A 17,348-nucleotide genomic window follows, 5' to 3' on the forward strand; every position below is an offset into this window, starting at 1 on the left:
GACGCGCGTGTTCACGTCCGGGTCGTGGACCGGCGGCCGGGTAAACAACGCGAGCCGGAGCCCGGACGGGTCCGGACTCCGGCTCGCGCGACGTGCCGTGCTACTCGGCCTGGTTGCCGGGCTTGTCCTCAAGGTCGGCGGACCCGGCCGACGTGGTGGGCTTCTGTGCCTCCTCCGTCGGCGTCGCCGGCGTCTCGGGCCCGGCCGCCACCGACTTCTCCGCCTTCTCGGCGTCGCCGTCGAGCAGGGCGGTCAGGGCGGCGCCGGTGATCCGGCGGAACGTCCGCCCGACCCGACGGCGGTCCAGGACGGCCACCTCCAGCTGGTTCGCGGCGATGGTGCGGGCGGCGCCGCCTTCCCCACCGACGCTACCCAGCGCCCGTACGGCCACCTGCACCGCCTCGGCGAGCGTCATGTCCGCCCGATGCTCCGCCTTGAGCACGCCGGTGATGGCCTCGGCCTGACCGCCCATGGCCATCCGGCCCGGCTCGTCGTTCACCGACCCGTCGTAGGTGAGCCGGTAGAGCTCGTCGGCGTCGGCCGTCGCACCGACCTCGGCGACGCAGATCTCCACCTCGAACGGCTTCGACTGCTCCGTGAAGATGGCGCCCAGGGTCTGCGCGAACGCGTTCGCCAGCGCCCGACCGGTCACGTCCCGCCGGTCGTAGCTCAGCCCGTTCAGGTCGGCCATCCGGACGCCGGCCCGGCGCAGGTTCTCGAACTCGTTGTAGCGGCCGACCGCGGCGAAGCCGATCCGGTCGTAGATCTCACTGACCTTGTGCAGGGCGCTGGAGAGGTTCTCGGCGACGAAGAGCACCCCGTCGGCGTAGCTCAGGACCACCGCGCTGCGCCCCCGGGCGATGCCCTTGCGGGCCAGCTCGGAGCGGTCGCGCATGATCTGCTCGGGCGAGGCGTAGAACTGCATGGCCACGGCGGCTGGTTCTCCTTAGCGCTGTGCGGAAGACTGCTGACGGTGGACGGCTCAGCCGCCCGGGTTCTCCATGCGGCCGGAGACCACGCTCTCGGCGATCGCCGCCGTCTCGGCGTCGCTGAGGCGCTGGGTGCCCTCCGCGGTCGCGGTCATCACGACCGGGTAGATGCGGCGGGTCAGGTCGGGTCCGCCGGTGGCCGTGTCGTCGTCAGCGGCGTCGTAGAGGGCCTCGACCGCGAGCCGGACGGCGTCGTCGAGCGACAGCCCCGTCCGGAACCGCTTCTTGAGCGCGGACTTCGCGAAGAGCGAACCGGAGCCGATGGCGTCGTAGCCGGTCTCCTCGTAGGGCCCGCCCGTCACGTCGAAGCTGAAGATCCGCCCGGCCCGGGCCGGGTCGCTCGCCGCGAGGTCGAACCCGGCGAAGAGCGGGATCACGGCGAGGCCCTGCATCGCCGCGCCCAGGTTGCCGCGGATCATCGCGGCGAGCCGGTTGGCCTTGCCGTCGAGCGAGAGCATCGCGCCCTCGATCTTCTCGTAGTGCTCGAGTTCCACCTGGAACAGTCGCATCAGCTCGATGCCGATGCCGGCGGTGCCCGCGATGCCGACCAACGAGTACGCGTCGGCCGGGTGCACCTTCTCGATGTCGCGCTGCGCGATGAGGTTGCCCATGGTGGCCCGCCGGTCCCCCGCCATCACCACACCGCCGGCGGCGGAGATGGCCACGATGGTCGTGGCGTGCGGTGCCAGGTCGGCGGCCATGCCCGGCGGCAGCGGGCGACGGCCGGGAAGCATCTCGGGGGCCACCTTGCTCAGGAACGAGGTGAAGGAGGACGTCCCCGCGTTGGTGAACACATCTGGTAGACGCCCGGATGGATCAAAACCCGCTGCCACGTGGTTCCTCTCAGGTACGTGATCGCCCTGGCCAGCCTCGCGGGACTGTCACGGAACTGGCCAAGACCACCGTTGCAGTTGAAGCAGAGTATCCCGCGCACCCATCCGGTGCGATGATCGTGGTCCACATGTTCCGGATCGGGGCCCCCGCAGACCGCGCAGACCCCGCCCTGCTCCGTAAGAAGCTCCTGGAACTCCTTCTCCCCCACGCCGTGGCGCCGGCGCAGGTGGGACTCGCGGCCGCTGCCACAGAGTCGCTGACCGCGGTCTCCCTGCCCCTCGTTGCGCCAATCCGAACAACGGCGAAGCCGTGCGCGCACCGCGGAGAGGTCAGGCCGCGCCCGAATTGCCCCTATGCGTTCTACTGACCGCCCTTTTGTACGTAGCCGCGCACGAACTCTTCGGCGTTCTCCTCGAGGACGGAGTCGATCTCGTCGAGCAGGTCGTCGACGTCCTCGGTGATCTCGGCGTGCCGTTCGGCGACCTCCGGGTTCGCCTCGGTGGTGACGTCCTCGATCTCCTCGCCCTGGCGGGACTTGCCCGACTGGGACTGACCGCCGCTGTCACGAGTGGCCATCTCGCTGCCTCCTCCACGATCGTCTGGCACGAATCTACCCCGCGGGGGCGACGGGAAGCGTCGTCGTCCGCCGTGTTCGCCACGAGCGGACGCGACACGGGACGCGCTCCGCCCCCACGGAGGAGCCGGAGCGAGGCTCAGCCGCGACCCGTCGTGGCGTCCAGCGGCACCCGGGCCGGCTCCGGGCCGGCGGCCCGGTCCTCGGCGCGGGCGTCCGCCGGCGCGGTGGCCGTCCGGCGCGGCAGTCGAGGTGTCCAGTCCTTGAGCCGCAGCGCCGGCTTCTCCACGAGGTGCCACGACAGGAACGCCAGGATGCCCGTGAAGACCATCGTGAGGGCGAAGTAGCCCACGAAACCCCACGCGGCCAGACCGAGCCAGGCGAGCGTCTGCTGGACCACGAACGAGTAGATGTAGACGCCGTACGAGTAGTCGTTGGTCTGGCCGACCCGGTGCAACAGCCGGGGCAGCCGCACGGCGAGGTAGAGGATCGCGTACTCGTAGGCGAGCAGGGCGGGGCCGAACAGGTGCCCCTCCAGCGTCTGCCAGCCGACGAGCACCAGGGACAGCGCGCCCAGCAGGTCGCTGATCGGCAGCTTGTCGCTGTACAGCTCGGCGACCGCGCCGACGAGGAACATGAAGCCGAACCGGAGGAACCAGATCTTGCTCAGACCGCCGAGCAGCGGCAGCGGGCCGAGGCTTCCGCTGGTCCAGACGGGCGCGCCGCCCGAGCGGAGCATCGCGTACTGGTTCCAGCAGAGCAGGCCGAAGACGACGACGCCAGCGGCCAGCACCAGCCAGCGGACGCGGCGCAGCACACCGACGACCGCGAGAGCCGCGACGATCAGGTAGCAGGTGATCTCGTAGCTGAGCGTCCACAGCGACCCGTCGAGGACACTGCGCCGCACCAGTTCGCCGTAGGGGGTGTCCCGGAAGACGGAGACGATGCCCTGCTGGCGGTAGCCGCCCCACCAGTTCGCCTGGAGGAAGTTGATGACGCCGCTCGGGTGCCGCCACAGGCCGTCGAGGTGACCCCGGTCGGCGTACCACACCGCCGGCGCCACGACCAGGCCGATGAACAGCAGGCACACCCACAGCCCCGGCCAGATGCGCAACGCCCGGTGCCACAGGTAGCGGGGCAGGCTGCTGCGCCGCGCGCTGCGGGTGATGAGGAATCCGGAGATGCCGAAGAAGCCGGCCACACCCAGGCCCGCCACGTCCACGACCTCGGTCAGGGGCCGGGCGTACCCGATCACCGCCGTGTGGGCGAGGACGACGGCCACCGCGAAGCAGAGCCGCAGGAACCCGAAGCTGTTGGCGCGACCGGTGTACGCGTTGGAGAGCGGGACGGTAGCGACGGCACGCCGACCGGCCTGCCGGACGTACGAGGGCATGGAACCACCATCAGGTCGAGGGAGAGGACGGCCCAGCATGCCACAGGACGGGCCGCCGGGATGGTACCAGCGGTCAGCCGCCGGTCAGCACCTCAAGCAGGTCCTTGGCGCTCTCACAACGGTCGAACAGCGCCCCGACGTGTTTGCGGGTGCCCCGCTCCGGCTCCATCATCGGCACCCGGACCAGCGACTCCCGGCCCACGTCGAAGATGACCGAGTCCCAGCTGGCGGCGACCACCTCGGAGGCGTACTGGGCGAGGCAGCGACCGCGGAAGTAGGCCCGGGTGTCCTCCGGCGGCTCGGTCATGGCCGTGCCGGTCTGCTCGTCGGTGAGCAGCGTCTTCATGGCGCCACGGGAGACCAGACGGTGATAGAGGCCCTTCTCCGGCCGGACGTCGGAGTACTGGAGGTCGACGAGCTGGAGCTTGTGCGAACCCCAGCCGAGCTTCTCCCGCTCCCGGTAGCCCTCCAGCAGGCGCAGCTTGGCGACCCAGTCCAGCTCGTCGGCGCAGAGGAAGGCGTCGCGGCCGAGCCGGTCCAGGACGCTCTCCCAGCGGTCGAGCACGTCGGCGGTCTGGTCGTCCACGTCGGCGCCGTAACGGTCGTCGACAAAGGACCGGGCCCGTTCGAGGTACGCCCACTGCACGTCCAGCGCGGTGAGCCGGCGTCCGTCGCGCAGCCGCATGAGGTGGCTCAGGGACGGGTCGTGGCTGACCGCGCGCAGCTCGTTGACCGGATCGGCGATGCCGAGGTCCGGGCCGAGCGCCTTCTCCTCGATCATCGTGAGGATCAGCGCGGTGGTGCCGAGCTTGAGGTAGGTGGAGATCTCGGAGAGGTTGGCGTCGCCGATGATGACGTGCAGACGCCGGTACTTGTCGGCGTCGGCGTGCGGCTCGTCGCGGGTGTTGATGATCGGCCGCTTCAGGGTCGTCTCCAGGCCCACCTCGACCTCGAAGAAGTCGGCGCGCTGGGAGATCTGGAATCCGTTCTGCCCGCCGTCCTGGCCGATGCCGACGCGGCCGGCGCCGCAGACGATCTGCCGGGTGACGAAGAAGGGGGTCAGGAAGGCGACGATGTCGGCGAAGGGGGTCTGCCGCCGCATCAGGTAGTTCTCGTGGGCGCCGTAGCTGGCGCCCTTGTTGTCGGTGTTGTTCTTGTAGAGGTGGATCGGCTGGGTGCCGGGGATCGTGGCGGCGCGCCGGGACGCCTCGGCCATCACCCGCTCGCCGGCCTTGTCCCAGCGCACCAGGTCCAGCGGGTTGGTCACCTCGGGCGTGGAGTATTCCGGGTGCGCGTGGTCGACATAGAGGCGGGCGCCGTTGGTGAGTATCACGTTGGCGAGCCCGAGGTCCTCGTCGGCCAACGCCTCCGCCGGGTCGTACGCGGCACCGGAGTAGGTGAAGCCGCGGGCGTCGCGCAGCGGCGACTCCTCCTCGTAGTCCCAGCGTGCCCGGCCCCCACGGTTGAGTTCCGGGCGCGCCCCGTAGGCGTTGACCACCTGTGAGGAGGTGACCATCGGGTTGGCGCCGGCCTGGCCGGGCACGGAGATGCCGTACTCGACCTCGGTGCCCATGATCCGTCTCACGCTCATCGATTTACCCGCTCCGCTCGCCCGCCCGGTCTCCCGTCCACGTCGAGCGTAGTCCGCCGGCGGCCGGCTGCGGTTGCAGGCGCGGCGTGCCGAGTGGCTCGCCGCTCCCGTTCCGGTCCGCGTACGCGGTCGGCGCGGCGGCCGAAGTGTCGTCGGCCGGGGCGTCCGTGTCCCGCGCGGCGGTCCAGGCGAGCCAGCCGAACAGCGCCAGCCCGAGGGTGGCGGCGAGCAGCGGCGTGGCCGAACCGACGACCGGGTGCCAGTCGCCCTTGAGCGGGTTGAGGCTGCTCAGCCCGATGTTCTTGGGCAGGCCGTTCTGCCAGCGCACCATCGTGAAGGCGAGGCAGAACAGCTGGATGGGCAGCAGCGCGAGCACGGCGAGCCGGGTGTACGAGCGGGCCTGGGCCGGGGCGATGCCCCGCTGCTCGGCGACCCAGGCGGCGTAGAGCAGGACACCGGTCATCAGGGGCAGCATGTACCGGCCCTGGGTGATGAAGCCGGTCTCGTTGACCTTGGCCACCTGCAGCGCGGAGGGAATGAGCACCGCGCCGGCCAGGAGGACCAGCAGGCGGACCCGGTCGAGCACGCGGCCCCAGAGCACGCCGATCACCAGCAGCGCGCCGGCGACGAGGTGCCAGATGAGGTACGGCGGGTAGGGCATCCTGGTGTCCAGCCACGAGGTGACCCCGACGATCTGGTCGAGGTACCCGCGCCAGCGGTCGCTCTCGATGAGCAGCGCCTGGCCCTTGGTGAGGCTGTCCCGCGAGTAGTCGCCCAGGTAGTTCGTCTGCTGGCGGACGCCCCAGGCGAGCGCCGCGAGGGTGGCCAGGATGATGCCGCCGGCCCAGGCGAGGACGGCGGGCCGGCGGATCAGGGCCCGCAGGTTGCTGTGCCGCAGCGGGAAGGCGAAGGCGAGGAAGGCGGTGCCCACCAGGAGCGGGCCGGTCTGGCGCAGCACCGCGAGCAGCAGGCCGCTGAGCCCGGCGAGCAGGAGCAGGCCGCGTATGCTGCCGCCGTGCCTGCCGAGCAGCAGCGGAATGATCGCGCTGAAGAACGCGACGCCGGCCGCGATCTCCAGGCCGTTGGGGTTGACGGCGCTGGCCATGTGCATGGCCATCGGGGTGGCGGCGGCGACCAGCGCGCCCACCAGCAGGCCGGTGCGGGTGCGGTTGCGCAGGGCCACGTACGCCCCGGCGAGCAGGGCCGCGCCGAGCAGGGCGCTGATGCCGCGGGCGAGGAGCACGCCCGGCCAGCCGGGCCACAGGGCCAGGGGTCCGCCGACGAGCGCGTAGTAGGCGGGGAAGTAGCGGCCCGCGCCGGTGCCGGTGCGGGTGGGGGTGTCGTCGCTGCCCGGCGGCTGGGCGCAGGCGGCGGAGACCTCGGGCTTGAACTGCCAGCACTGGTCCCGAACGAGTCCGCCGGGCACGGTCTGGAACGCGCCGGTGCCCTTCTTCGCCGCCGCGGGCGGCGGTGCGATCTGGCCCTCGGCGACACCGGCGGCGCGGACGATGTGCTCGCGTTCGTCCGGTGTGCCGTCGTAGGGTGCGGCCATCGACCAGGCGAAGATGACGAGGAAGAACGCGACCAGGGCGAGAGCCCAGTGTTTCGCTCCGTACCGGGTGCGCTCGGTGCCGTCCGCCCGGGGCGGGTTCGGGATACCAGTCACTTTCACCCTCGCTGCTCGTGCGGGCGCGCCCCGCTGACCGGACGGGCAGACGATAGACTCCGTCGTCGTCGCTCGCACCTCCGCCCCCCTCGTTGGAGCTCACTTGCAGTCACCTGTTGCCGAGTCCGTGCGTGTCCTGTCGAGGCACAGCGCGGTCCGGTTCCTCGTTGTCGGAGGTCTGAGCGTCGGGGTCGACACCGGCTCGCTCTTCATCTACCACGGTGTCCTGGACATCCCGATTCCGGTGGCGGCGGCGCTGTCGTTCCTGACCTCGTTCTGGTTCAACTTCGCGCTCAACCGGGCCTGGTCGTTCGGGTCCGGCGGTCAGATGTTCCCGCAGGTCGGGCGCTACCTGGCGCTGGTGCTGGCGAACCTCTGCGTGAACGTCGCGCTGGTCTCGACGCTGACCTGGGCGGGCACCCCGTACCTGCTCGCCAAGGTGCTCACCACCGCGTGCCTGTCGGTGATCAACTACCTCGTGTCGAAGCGGTGGATCTTCGCCGGCTGACGTCCGCCGGCGTGCCCCGCGCCTGACGGACGGCCGCCGCCGTCCGATGGACACGAACGGGCCCGCGACGCACGCGTCGCGGGCCCGTTTCCTGCGGTCAGAGGTACTGGCCGGTGTTGCTCGCGGTCTCGATGGACCGGCCGGCCTCGGCGCCCTTGCCGCCGGAGACGAGCGTGCGGATGTAGACGATCCGCTCGCCCTTCTTGCCGGAGATCCGGGCCCAGTCGTCCGGGTTGGTGGTGTTGGGAAGGTCCTCGTTCTCCCGGAACTCGTCGACGCACGCGTCGAGCAGGTGCTGCAGGCGCAGCCCCTTGCGGCCGGAGGTGAGGAACTCCTTGATGGCCATCTTCTTGCCCCGGTCGACGATGTTCTGGATCATCGCGCCGGAGTTGAAGTCCTTGAAGTAGAGGACTTCCTTGTCGCCGTTGGCGTAGGTGACCTCGAGGAAGCGGTTCTCCTCGGTCTCCGAGTACATCCGCAGCACCACGGCATCGATCATGGCGGCGACGGTGGCCTGCGGGTCGCCGCCGTGCTCGGCCAGGTCGTCGGGGTGCAGTGGCAGGCCGGACAGGATGTACTTGGAGAAGATGTCCTTGGCCGCCTCGGCGTCGGGGCGCTCGATCTTGATCTTCACGTCGAGCCGGCCGGGGCGCAGGATGGCCGGATCGATCATGTCCTCCCGGTTGGAGGCGCCGATGACGATGACGTTCTCCAGCCCCTCGACGCCGTCGATCTCGCTGAGCAGCTGGGGGACGATCGTGTTCTCCACGTCGGAGGAGACGCCGGAGCCGCGGGTGCGGAAGACCGAGTCCATCTCGTCGAAGAACACGATCACGGGCGTGCCCTCGCCGGCCTTCTCCCGAGCACGCTGGAAGATCAGCCGGATGTGCCGCTCGGTCTCGCCGACGTACTTGTTGAGCAGCTCCGGGCCCTTGATGTTGAGGAAGAAGCTGGTGTGCTTCTCCTCGCCCCGCCGCTCGGCGATCTTCTTCGCCAGCGAGTTGGCGACGGCCTTGGCGATCAGCGTCTTGCCGCAGCCGGGCGGGCCGTAGAGCAGGATGCCCTTCGGCGGCCGGAGCTGGTGCTCGCGGAACAGGTCGGCGTGCAGGAAGGGCAGCTCGACCGCGTCGCGGATCTGCTCGATCTGGGAGTGCAGGCCACCGATGTCGGAGTAGTCGACGTCGGGCACCTCCTCCAGGACGAGCTCCTCGACCTCGCTCTTCGGGATCCGCTCGTAGGCGTAGGCCGAGCGGGGCTCGATCATGAGCGAGTCGCCGGCCCGGATCGCGCTGCCGATCAGGGTCTCGGCGAGGTGCACGATGCGCTCCTCGTCGGAGTGGGAGACCACCAGCGCCCGGTCACCCGAGGCGCCGTCGGGCCCGGCCAGCACCTCCTTGAGCATGACCACCTCGCCGACCCGCTCGTAGCCGAACGCGTCGACGATGTTGAGTGCGTCGTTGAGCAGGACCTCCTGGCCCCGCCGCAGCTCGCCGACGTCGAGCGACGGCGACACGGCGACCCGCAGCTTGCGGCCGCCGGTGAAGACGTCGACAGTGCCGTCGTCGTGCCGGGCGAGGAAGACGCCGTAGCCACTCGGTGGCTGGGCGAGGCGGTCGATCTCCTCCTTGAGCGTCACGATCTGCGCGCGAGCCTCCTTGAGGGTGCTCACGAGCCGGTCGTTGTTCTCGGTCAGCCGCGCCAACTGCGCCTGGGTGGCTGCCAGCCGCTCTTCGAGCTGCCGGACGTGTCGGGGGCTTTCGGTCAACTTGCGCCGCACCAGAGCGAGTTCCTCTTGCAGGAACGCGACCTGCGTGGAGAGATCGTGGGCCTCCTTCTCCCACCGTGCGGCGCGCGAGTCCGCGTCGTCGCTGCGTGCCACGTCCCACCTCCCCGGGGGGCTTGAACGTTCTGCCCTAACACTAGCCGCTATGAGCGCGATTCGGTCCCACGCAACGCCCTCGTCACCGAACCTTGATCGCCAAGGGTGGCCGGAGGGGCCGGTACGGGCATTCGGGTACCGTCGGGGCGTGGGACGGGAGAACATGGGGGGTGCTCCGGTGGCGGAGGTCGCGACGGACCAGCTGGAGGTCTGGGTCGACCAGGACCTGTGCACGGGCGACGGTCTCTGCGTGCAGTACGCGCCGGAGGTCTTCGAGTTCGACGTCGACGGCCTGGCCTACGTCAAGGGCGCCGACGGTGAGCTGCGGCTGGCCCCGGGCAGCCGGGTCGACGTGCCCGCCCACCTGCGACTCGAGGTGATCGACTCCGCGAAGGAGTGCCCGGGCGAGTGCATCCACGTGGTGCGCGCCGGCGACGGCCGCGAGGTGGCCGGCCCGGCCGCCGAGGACGGCTGACCGGCACCACCGGCGACGGCCCCGGCACGGCCGCGGCGGCGACCGGTGCGGCTCAGAGCATCGGACGGCCGACGACCGAGGCGACCAGCCGGGCGAACTCCTCCAGCCGCGCGATCTGCCCGGCGCCCCCGTCGTCGAGGGTCTTGCCGAAGCGCAGCGCGTCGTGCCGGGGCGCGCCCGCCGCCTCCTCCGGTGGCGGCGCCTCGTCCAGCGAGGTGAGCAGCAGGTAGACGTCGATGCTGTCGACCCGGATCGCGCCGCTGTCGCTGCGGGTGAGCCGGCGCCGGCAGCCGACCTCGGTGACCGTGGAGACCGGCACGACCCGCAGCGACGAGGTCATCGCGCCGGGCGGCCCCTCCCCCGGCGGCACGTCCTCGCCGTGCCAGAGGATCAGCCGGCTGCCGTCGCAGACCACGACCTCCTGCCATACCCCGTTGACCTCGTTGACGAACCGTTCCAGGGTGAAGCCGAGCACGGACGCGCCCCGCAGCACCCCACCGAGCGCCTCCAGGGCGACGTCCGGGTCCCGCAGGTAGGCCCGCGCGGCCGACTCGAGGTCCTGGTACGGCGACCAGTCCGGGAAGACCGCGGGCAGGTCGCCTCCGCCGTAGCCCGGGCTGCTCATGCCGTCGACTCCTCCCGCTCGACGTCGTGCTGGGTCTGGTCCGCACCGCCGGTGCGTACGCTCATGCCGGGCCGCCCGTTCCCGTCACGGCGTGTCCGCCTCCGTCGGCTCGGCCGGCGCGGCGGCGGCCTGCGCGGCCGCGGCCTGGCGGGCCTCCGCCTCGCGCAGCACCTGGCGACGCTGCACGTACGCCTCGGCGCCCTTGCTGGGCTTGCGCCGCCGCGGCGGGGCGGTGACCCCGGGGGCGAGCTTGCGGGCCGAGACGAGGAACGCGGTGTGCGCGATCATCCGGTGGTCCGGGCGGACCGCGAGACCCTCGGCGTGCCAGTCGCGCACCAGCGACTCCCAGGCGCGCGGCTCGGTCCAGCCGCCCCGCTCGCGCAGCGCCTCGACCAGCTCGGACAGCTGGGGCGTGGTCGCGACGTAGCCGATGAACACGCCGCCGGGCACCAGCGCCCGCTCGACCATGTCGAGGTTGTCCCACGGGGTGAGCATGTCGAGGATGATCCGGTCGAACCCGGTCTCCTGGCACTGGCCCACGTCGCCGACGTGCAGGTGCCAGGCCGGGTGGGGTCCGTTGAAGAAGGCCTCGACGTTGCGCTTGGCGATGTGGGCGAAGTCCTCACGCAGCTCGTACGAGTGCAGCTCCCCCTCGGTGCCGACGGCGCGCAGCAGCGAGCAGCTCAGCGCGCCGGAGCCGGCGCCGGCCTCCAGGACCTTCGCGCCGGGGAAGATGTCACCCATGGCGACGATCTGCGCGGAGTCCTTCGGGTAGATCACCTGCGCGCCGCGCGGCATGGAGAGCACGTAGTCGGAGAGCAGCGGACGCAGGGCGAGGAAGGCCGTGCCGCCGCCGGTGGTGGTGACGACGCTGCCGTCGGGCTGACCGATCAGCGCGTCGTGCTCCAGGATGCCGCGGTGGGTGTGGAACGCCTTGCCGGGCTCCAGGGTCACCGTGTGCATGCGCCCCTTCGGGTCGGTCAGCTGCACCCGGTCGCCGACGCGGAACGGGCCCCGGTGCACCGGTGTCAGACCGGGTCGATCGGCGGGGGCGGCGTCGGCCGGCACGGCGGAGGGAGTTGCGGTCACGTGTTCATCTTCCGGTCGGGTTCGAGGAGCTGGGCGAGATCCGCTATGTGCAGAACGCCGACGACATCTTCGCCTGCCGTCACGACGTACTGCGCGCCCGGGTGGGTCTGCACGCTGTCCATGACCCGTTCCCCGTCCAGCTCCACCGGCAGGGTCGGCAGGCCGGCCAGGGGCCGGGACACCGCGTCGACCGCCAGCCAGGGCCGACGCTCGGCGGGCACCGCCGCGGCGGCGGTCGGGTCGACCAGCGCGACCGGCCGTCCGGCACCGTCGGTGACGAGCAGCGCGGCGCCGGGCGGGCCGTCCTCGGTGCCGCGCCGCTGCGCCTCGGCGAGGGGGGTGCCGGTCGGCACCGGCCAGACCGGTCGGGCGAGCCGGGACAGGTCGACCAGGGGGAACCGGCGGCTGATCCGGGCGTACCGGATCGACTGGCCGGCGCCGCGCCACAGGGTGAACGCGACCAGCAGCATCAGCGGCAGCGCCGGCAGGGCCAGCCGGCGGGTGAGGGTGAGCGCGGCGACCAGCAGGGTGGTGCCGACGGCGACGACGCGACCGACCCAGCCGGCCACCTCGGTGCCTCGGTGCCGGTCCCGGGTCAGCGCCCAGACGGCGGCGCGCAGCGCCCGGCCCCCGTCGAGCGGGAGCCCGGGCAGGATGTTGAACACCGCGACGATGACATTGCTGGCCGCGAGTTGGAAGGCGAGCTGGTTGGCGACGGTGCCGTCGGGCAGGGCGAGGGTCGCGACGACCGCGAGGACGCCGAGCACCGCCGACACCGCCGGCCCGGCCAGCGACACGAGCAGGTCGACGCGGGGCGACGGGGCGTCGCGGTCCATCTCGGTGTAGCCGCCGAGCAGTTCGAGGGTGATCCCGCGCACACCGATGCCGAACCGGCGGGCGGTCAGCGCGTGGCCGAGCTCGTGCAGCAGCACCGACCCGAGCAGGGACACCACGAACCCGATGCCGATCACGTAGGCGCTGAGCTGGGACAGGGCGAGCTGGTTGCGGGCGAACTCGGCGTAGAGCACGGTCACCAGCACGGTGAGCAGGAGCATCGACGCGTTCAGGTGCAGCGGTACGCCGAACACCCGGCCGATGGTCAGGCCGGGGTTGCGGCCGGGCCGGCGTTTCGGCCGGGACGTCTGCTCCACCGGGTCGATGCTACGGACCGATCGTGGGGCGGCGCGCGGGCGGCGGGGGCCGATGCTGTCACAGGGGTCGCCTAGTGTTCCGGACATGACGGCGGAACCGGTGACGACCCAGCAGCCCGCGGCCCCGGCGGACGTGCCGCCGGCGGTCCCGCCGACGGTGCGGGCGTCGCTCTCGCCGTCGCGGGCGGCGGATTTCAAGACCTGCCCGCTGCTCTACCGGTTCCGCAGTATCGACCGGCTGCCCGAGCGGCCCACCGTCGAGCAGGCCCGGGGCACGCTGGTGCACGCCGTGCTGGAGCGGCTGTTCGACCTGCCGGCCGACGGGCGCACCCCGTCGGCGGCCGGCGACCTCGTCGCCCCGCAGTGGGACCGGTTGGTCACCGAGCAGCCGGAGCTCGGCGGGATCTTCCCCGACGACGACCCGGCGGGCGCGGCCGAGTTCCTCCGCTCCGCGGCGGCGCTGCTCGAGGGCTACTTCACCGTGGAGGATCCGCGCCGGCTGGAGCCGGCCGAGCGGGAGAGCCTGATCTCCGCGGTGGTCGACGACGAGTTGCTCATCCGGGGCTACCTCGACCGCCTCGACGTGGCGCCGGACGGCGCGCTGCGGGTCGTCGACTACAAGACCGGCGGCGCGCCGCGCGAGGCGTTCGAGGCGCGGGCGCTGTTCCAGCTGAAGTTCTACGCGCTGGTGCTGTGGCGCACCCGCGGGGTGGTGCCCCGGGTGCTGCGGCTGCTCTACCTGCGCGACGCCGAGGTCCTCGACTACGCCCCCGACGCCGACGAGCTGCTGCGCTTCGAGCGGACGGTGGTGGCGTTGTGGCGGGCGATCGAGCAGGCCACGCAGCGGCAGGATTTCCGGCCCCGGCCGAGCCGGCTCTGCGACTGGTGCAGCCACCAGGCGCTGTGCCCGAGCTTCGGGGGCACCCCGCCGCCGTTCCCGGTCGGTGTCACCGGCGCCGACCCGCTGCGCGACGCCCGCACCCGCCCGGCCGCGCCGGGCGCCGACGAGTGACCCTCCTCCTCGGGGAGGACACCGGGCTCACCCTCGGCGACGATCATCGAGGCGTGACGGCGGCTAGCGTCGCGTCAGTGTCAGGGTGGGTGCTGCCGCTGCTTGCGGTGGTTGGGATCCTGGCCGTCGATGATCTGGCTCGTAGCGTCGGTGCCGCCTGGTGGGGTTGGCTTTCATCCGTTGTGCCGGTCATCGATGGTCAGGGCCGACCGGCGTGACTTGATAGGAGCGTGGCATCGCCCCCACTGAGGTGTGTCCGCCGGCCGGCCCAGCCGTCCCCGTCTCCTGCGAAGAGAGGTGACGTCACCCATGGTGGTGGTGCTGGGAGTTGATGTCCACAAGGACACTCACACGGTCGTCGGTGCCGATCAGGCTGCTCGCAAGGTCGGTGAACGTGTGGTCCGGGCGACCGATGCCGGGCATCGGCAGCTGCTCGGATGGGCCAGGCGGCAGTTCCCCGATGAGCGGGTCTGGGCGGTCGAGGACTGCCGGCATGTGTCGGCTCGGCTGGAACGGGCTCTGCTGGCCGCGGGGGAACGGGTGGTGCGGGTGCCGCCGAAGCTGATGGCTGGTGTCCGTGGCAGCGCTCGCACCCGCGGCAAGTCCGACCCGATCGACGCGCTCGCGATCGCTCGGGCGGCGCTGCGGGAACCGGACCTGCCGGTCGCCGAGCACGACGATGTGTCCCGGGACCTGCGGCTGCTGGTGGATCACCGGGAGGATCTGGTCGGTGAACGGACCCGGATACAGAACCGGCTGCGGTGGCACCTGCACGAACTCGACCCGGAACTCGATATCCCGGCGCGGGGCCTGGACCGGCTCGTCGTGCTGGACCGGCTCACCGACTGGCTCACCGAACAGCCGACCACGGTGGTGACCCGGCTGGCTGGCGAGTTGCTGGCCGACATCCGCGCGCTTACCGCCCGGATCAACGCCCTCGAAGCCGAGATCACCACCAGGGTCCGACGCATCGCGCCCGCGTTGCTCGCCTTGCCCGGCGCGGGGGCCTTGACGGCGGCGAAGATCGTGGGGGAAACCGCGAACGTCACCCGGTTCCGGTCCGAGGCGTGTTTCGCGATGCACGCTGGCGCCGCTCCGATCCCTGCCAGCTCGGGACGCATCAACCGGCACCGACTGGCTCGCGGTGGCAACCGGCAACTCAACGCCGCCCTGCACCGCATCGCGGTCACCCAGATCCGTCTCGACGGCCTGGGCCGGGCCTACTACCAGCAACGACGCGAGAACGGCGACACCACCATGGAAGCCCTCAGAGCACTGAAACGCCGACTCGCCCGCATCGTCTTCAACCTACTCAAAGATCAACAACCAGTCACGCCGGACGTGCTTCCGGCAGCGGCTTGACATAGGAGCAACGTATGACCGAGGGCCCGATCGGGTTGCTGCGCCGGCACCCGCTGGCCGCCGACGCGTTGCTCGCCGCCGGCCTGGTGGCTCTGGAGCTGGTGTTCGTCCTGCTCACCCCGCGCGAGCTGTGGCCGCGAGGGCTGCCGGCGATGCTCGGCTGGAGCGCGCTCAGCGCGGTCCCGGTGGCGCTGCGCCGGGTGGCGCCCTGGCCGGCGGTCGGCGTGGCGGTGGCGACGTTGGCGGTGCCGGCGCTGACCGGCACCGGCACGACGGCGCAGGGGCTCGCGTTCGCCGTGCTGACGTACACGCTGGCGGCGGGCCGGCCGGCCCGGTCGGCGGCGCTGGCCGCGGCGCTGCTGTGGCTGCCGGTCCTGGTGGCCAGCCTGCTCGCCCCGCCGGACGGGGCGCTCGCGGTCGCCCCCGGCTACCTGGTGCTGAACAACCTGCTGATCGGTCTGCTGTCGTACGCGGTGGGCCGGATCGTGCACGCCCGTCGGGCGGCGACCCGGGCGCTGCGGGAGCGGGCCCGGGTGGCGGAGGAGCGGCAGCGCGCGCTGGCCGCTCAGGCGGTCGCGGACGAGCGTCGCCGCATCGCGCGGGAGTTGCACGACGTGGTGGCGCACCACGTGAGCGTGATGGGGGTGCTGGCCACCGGGGCGCGTCGGGTGCTGCGCCGTGACCCGGACGCCGCGGAGGAGGTCATCGCCACCGTCGAGGAGACCGGTCGGGCGGCGCTGCGGGAACTGCGCCGGCTGCTGGACGTGCTGCGTACCGACACCGAGCCGGTCGACGACCTCGCCCCGCAGCCGGGGCTCGCCGGCATCGACGGCCTCACCGAGCAGGTACGCGAGGCGGGCCTGCCGGTGACGCTGCACGTCGAGGGCACACCCGGCGTGCTGGAGGAGGGCGTGGCGCTCGCCGTCTACCGGATCGTGCAGGAGGCGCTGACCAACGCGCTCAAGCACGCGGGGACGGCGACGGCCGAGGTGCGGCTGACGTACGGGCCCGCGGCGCTGGAGGTGGAGGTGACCGACACCGGGCGGGGGCCGCGGCCGGACGGGGAGCGGGTGGGTCACGGCCTGGTGGGCATGCGGGAGCGGGTGGCGCTCTACGGTGGTGTCCTGCGGACCGGCGCGCGGGCCGGCGGGGGCTTCCGGGTGTACGCGAGGATCCCGGTGGAGGAGCAGCCGGGGCCGGTCGTGGCGGGACCGGCGGGACGGGAGACGAGATGACCGATCGGGCGGCACGGCCGGTGCGCGTCCTACTCGCCGACGACCAGCCGCTGCTGCGCACCGGTTTCCGGATGGTCCTCGGGGCGGAGGAGGACCTGGACATCGTGGCGGAGGCCGGTGACGGGGTGGAGGCGGTGGACCTGTCCCGCCGGCTGCTGCCCGACGTGGTGCTGATGGACATCCGGATGCCGCGGATGGACGGGGTGACCGCCACGCGCGCGATCGTCGACGCCCGGCTGCCCGTGCGGGTGCTGATCCTGACCACCTTCGACCTCGACGAGTACGTGGTGGGGGCGCTGCGCGCCGGGGCGAGCGGGTTCCTGGCGAAGGACGTCCCGGCGGAGGACCTGGTGACCGCGATCCGGACCGTCGCCGCCGGGGAGGCGGTGGTGGCCCCGCGCATCCTGAAGCGCCTGCTGGACCGCTTCGCCGACGTGCTGCCCGACCCGGCGGCGGCACCGCCGAGGTCGCTCGGTGTGCTGACCGAGCGGGAGCGGGAGGTGCTGGTGCAGGTGGCCCGTGGGCTGTCCAACGCCGAGATCGCCGCCGCCCTGTCGGTGAGCGAGACCACCATCAAGACCCACGTGGGACATGTGCTCACCAAGCTCGGGCTGCGCGACCGCGTGCAGGCGGTCGTGCTCGCGTACGAGACGGGTCTGGTCCGCCCCGGGGCGTAGCGGGACGGTCCCGGCTACCTCCCCGGGCGTACGCGTGGATCCCTCCGTGGTCCGACGGCGCGGTTGCCGTCGTCACCTACCGTGACCGCAGACGGCCTGACGCGGTTGACCCTCACGTGGCGTCAGCTCCTAGCGTCGGGCCAGGGGTGTCTGTCCGGTGGCCGAAATAACCGGTCGACGGGGTGCCGGTCAGGGTCAACCCTGAGCCGGGATGGGGGGCACCCGCAGCGCGGAAATCCGCACCGGTTCCGCCCGAAGGCGGAGGGAACCGGGCCGGGGAGCACGGAC

The 17,348-nt window shown here is 72.0% G+C and carries 17 protein-coding genes; 6 read left to right on the top strand and 11 right to left on the bottom strand.

What is annotated here, in order from left to right; genetic code table 11:
- Window positions 1-100 precede the first annotated feature (100 nt).
- The 7 genes from prcA to GA0070620_RS07870 form a co-directional block, all read right to left on the bottom strand.
- A complete protein-coding gene (gene prcA, locus GA0070620_RS07840) occupies window positions 101-931 on the bottom strand; it encodes a proteasome subunit alpha (protein ID WP_091589236.1) in 831 nt (276 codons plus the stop codon).
- Between the two features lie 51 nt (window positions 932-982).
- Window positions 983-1,822, bottom strand: coding sequence for a proteasome subunit beta (prcB, locus tag GA0070620_RS07845; RefSeq protein ID WP_172836399.1), 840 nt, complete (start codon window positions 1,820-1,822; stop codon window positions 983-985).
- Window positions 1,741-2,142, bottom strand: coding sequence for an endonuclease VII domain-containing protein (locus GA0070620_RS07850; protein ID WP_331713224.1), 402 nt, complete (start codon window positions 2,140-2,142; stop codon window positions 1,741-1,743). The genes prcB and GA0070620_RS07850 overlap by 82 nt, the downstream gene beginning before the upstream one ends.
- A 41-nt stretch (window positions 2,143-2,183) precedes the next feature.
- The gene (locus GA0070620_RS07855) at window positions 2,184-2,399 is read right to left on the bottom strand and encodes a ubiquitin-like protein Pup (protein ID WP_067366797.1); all 216 of its coding nucleotides are present in this window, start codon (window positions 2,397-2,399) and stop codon (window positions 2,184-2,186) included.
- A gap of 137 nt (window positions 2,400-2,536) precedes the next feature.
- Complete coding sequence (locus GA0070620_RS07860) at window positions 2,537-3,790, bottom strand: acyltransferase family protein (RefSeq protein ID WP_157741559.1); 1,254 nt, start codon at window positions 3,788-3,790, stop codon at window positions 2,537-2,539.
- Window positions 3,791-3,863: 73 nt separating this feature from the next.
- Window positions 3,864-5,381: a depupylase/deamidase Dop gene (gene dop, locus GA0070620_RS07865; protein WP_091589240.1), complete on the bottom strand. Its 1,518-nt coding sequence runs from the start codon at window positions 5,379-5,381 to the stop codon at window positions 3,864-3,866.
- 4 nt (window positions 5,382-5,385) lie between these two features.
- Window positions 5,386-7,047, bottom strand: a complete 1,662-nt coding sequence (locus tag GA0070620_RS07870; RefSeq protein WP_091589241.1) for a DUF2142 domain-containing protein — start codon at window positions 7,045-7,047, stop codon at window positions 5,386-5,388.
- 103 nt (window positions 7,048-7,150) lie between these two features.
- Here GA0070620_RS07870 and GA0070620_RS07875 point away from each other — a divergent pair, with 103 nt between their 5' ends.
- Window positions 7,151-7,555: a GtrA family protein gene (locus tag GA0070620_RS07875; RefSeq protein ID WP_157741560.1), complete on the top strand. Its 405-nt coding sequence runs from the start codon at window positions 7,151-7,153 to the stop codon at window positions 7,553-7,555.
- A 97-nt stretch (window positions 7,556-7,652) separates the two neighbouring features.
- On the opposite strand, the gene arc is transcribed toward GA0070620_RS07875, so the two are convergent.
- A complete protein-coding gene (gene arc / locus GA0070620_RS07880; protein WP_091589243.1) occupies window positions 7,653-9,434 on the bottom strand; it encodes a proteasome ATPase in 1,782 nt (593 codons plus the stop codon).
- 178 nt (window positions 9,435-9,612) lie between these two features.
- Here arc and GA0070620_RS07885 point away from each other — a divergent pair, with 178 nt between their 5' ends.
- A complete protein-coding gene (locus GA0070620_RS07885) occupies window positions 9,613-9,909 on the top strand; it encodes a ferredoxin (RefSeq protein ID WP_091589244.1) in 297 nt (98 codons plus the stop codon).
- 52 nt (window positions 9,910-9,961) lie between these two features.
- Here GA0070620_RS07885 and GA0070620_RS07890 read toward each other — a convergent pair whose 3' ends face one another.
- From GA0070620_RS07890 to GA0070620_RS07900, 3 genes are all read right to left on the bottom strand, one after another.
- Complete coding sequence (locus tag GA0070620_RS07890; protein WP_091589245.1) at window positions 9,962-10,534, bottom strand: hypothetical protein; 573 nt, start codon at window positions 10,532-10,534, stop codon at window positions 9,962-9,964.
- Window positions 10,535-10,618: 84 nt separating this feature from the next.
- A complete protein-coding gene (locus tag GA0070620_RS07895; protein ID WP_377520399.1) occupies window positions 10,619-11,623 on the bottom strand; it encodes a tRNA (adenine-N1)-methyltransferase in 1,005 nt (334 codons plus the stop codon).
- On the bottom strand, window positions 11,620-12,711 hold the full coding sequence (locus GA0070620_RS07900; RefSeq protein ID WP_231922404.1) for a site-2 protease family protein: 1,092 nt from the start codon (window positions 12,709-12,711) through the stop codon (window positions 11,620-11,622). Before GA0070620_RS07900 ends, GA0070620_RS07895 begins: the two co-directional genes overlap by 4 nt.
- A gap of 148 nt (window positions 12,712-12,859) precedes the next feature.
- On the opposite strand from GA0070620_RS07900, the gene GA0070620_RS07905 reads away from it, so the two are divergent.
- The 4 genes from GA0070620_RS07905 to GA0070620_RS07925 all read left to right on the top strand — a co-directional run bounded on the left by GA0070620_RS07905 (window position 12,860) and on the right by GA0070620_RS07925 (window position 17,060).
- Window positions 12,860-13,786 (top strand): RecB family exonuclease, encoded by a 927-nt coding sequence (locus GA0070620_RS07905; protein ID WP_091589247.1) that lies wholly within the window; start codon window positions 12,860-12,862, stop codon window positions 13,784-13,786.
- Between the two features lie 309 nt (window positions 13,787-14,095).
- Complete coding sequence (locus GA0070620_RS07915) at window positions 14,096-15,148, top strand: IS110 family RNA-guided transposase (RefSeq protein ID WP_172836362.1); 1,053 nt, start codon at window positions 14,096-14,098, stop codon at window positions 15,146-15,148.
- A gap of 14 nt (window positions 15,149-15,162) precedes the next feature.
- Window positions 15,163-16,383, top strand: a complete 1,221-nt coding sequence (locus GA0070620_RS07920; protein WP_091589249.1) for a sensor histidine kinase — start codon at window positions 15,163-15,165, stop codon at window positions 16,381-16,383.
- Complete coding sequence (locus tag GA0070620_RS07925) at window positions 16,380-17,060, top strand: response regulator (RefSeq protein WP_091589250.1); 681 nt, start codon at window positions 16,380-16,382, stop codon at window positions 17,058-17,060. Before GA0070620_RS07920 ends, GA0070620_RS07925 begins: the two co-directional genes overlap by 4 nt.
- The last annotated feature ends 288 nt before the right edge of the window (window positions 17,061-17,348 follow it).

This window comes from Micromonospora krabiensis (assembly GCF_900091425.1).
Lineage (GTDB): Bacteria > Actinomycetota > Actinomycetes > Mycobacteriales > Micromonosporaceae > Micromonospora > Micromonospora krabiensis.

Coding starts and splice junctions, on each gene's coding strand:
- GA0070620_RS07855 (WP_067366797.1), bottom strand. CDS start 2,399: ATGGCCACTCGTGACAGCGGCGGTCAGTCCCAGTCGGGCAAGTCCCGC.
- GA0070620_RS07860 (WP_157741559.1), bottom strand. CDS start 3,790: ATGCCCTCGTACGTCCGGCAGGCCGGTCGGCGTGCCGTCGCTACCGTC.
- dop (WP_091589240.1), bottom strand. CDS start 5,381: ATGAGCGTGAGACGGATCATGGGCACCGAGGTCGAGTACGGCATCTCC.
- GA0070620_RS07890 (WP_091589245.1), bottom strand. CDS start 10,534: ATGAGCAGCCCGGGCTACGGCGGAGGCGACCTGCCCGCGGTCTTCCCG.
- GA0070620_RS07905 (WP_091589247.1), top strand. CDS start 12,860: ATGACGGCGGAACCGGTGACGACCCAGCAGCCCGCGGCCCCGGCGGAC.
- GA0070620_RS07915 (WP_172836362.1), top strand. CDS start 14,096: ATGGTGGTGGTGCTGGGAGTTGATGTCCACAAGGACACTCACACGGTC.
- GA0070620_RS07920 (WP_091589249.1), top strand. CDS start 15,163: ATGACCGAGGGCCCGATCGGGTTGCTGCGCCGGCACCCGCTGGCCGCC.
- GA0070620_RS07925 (WP_091589250.1), top strand. CDS start 16,380: ATGACCGATCGGGCGGCACGGCCGGTGCGCGTCCTACTCGCCGACGAC.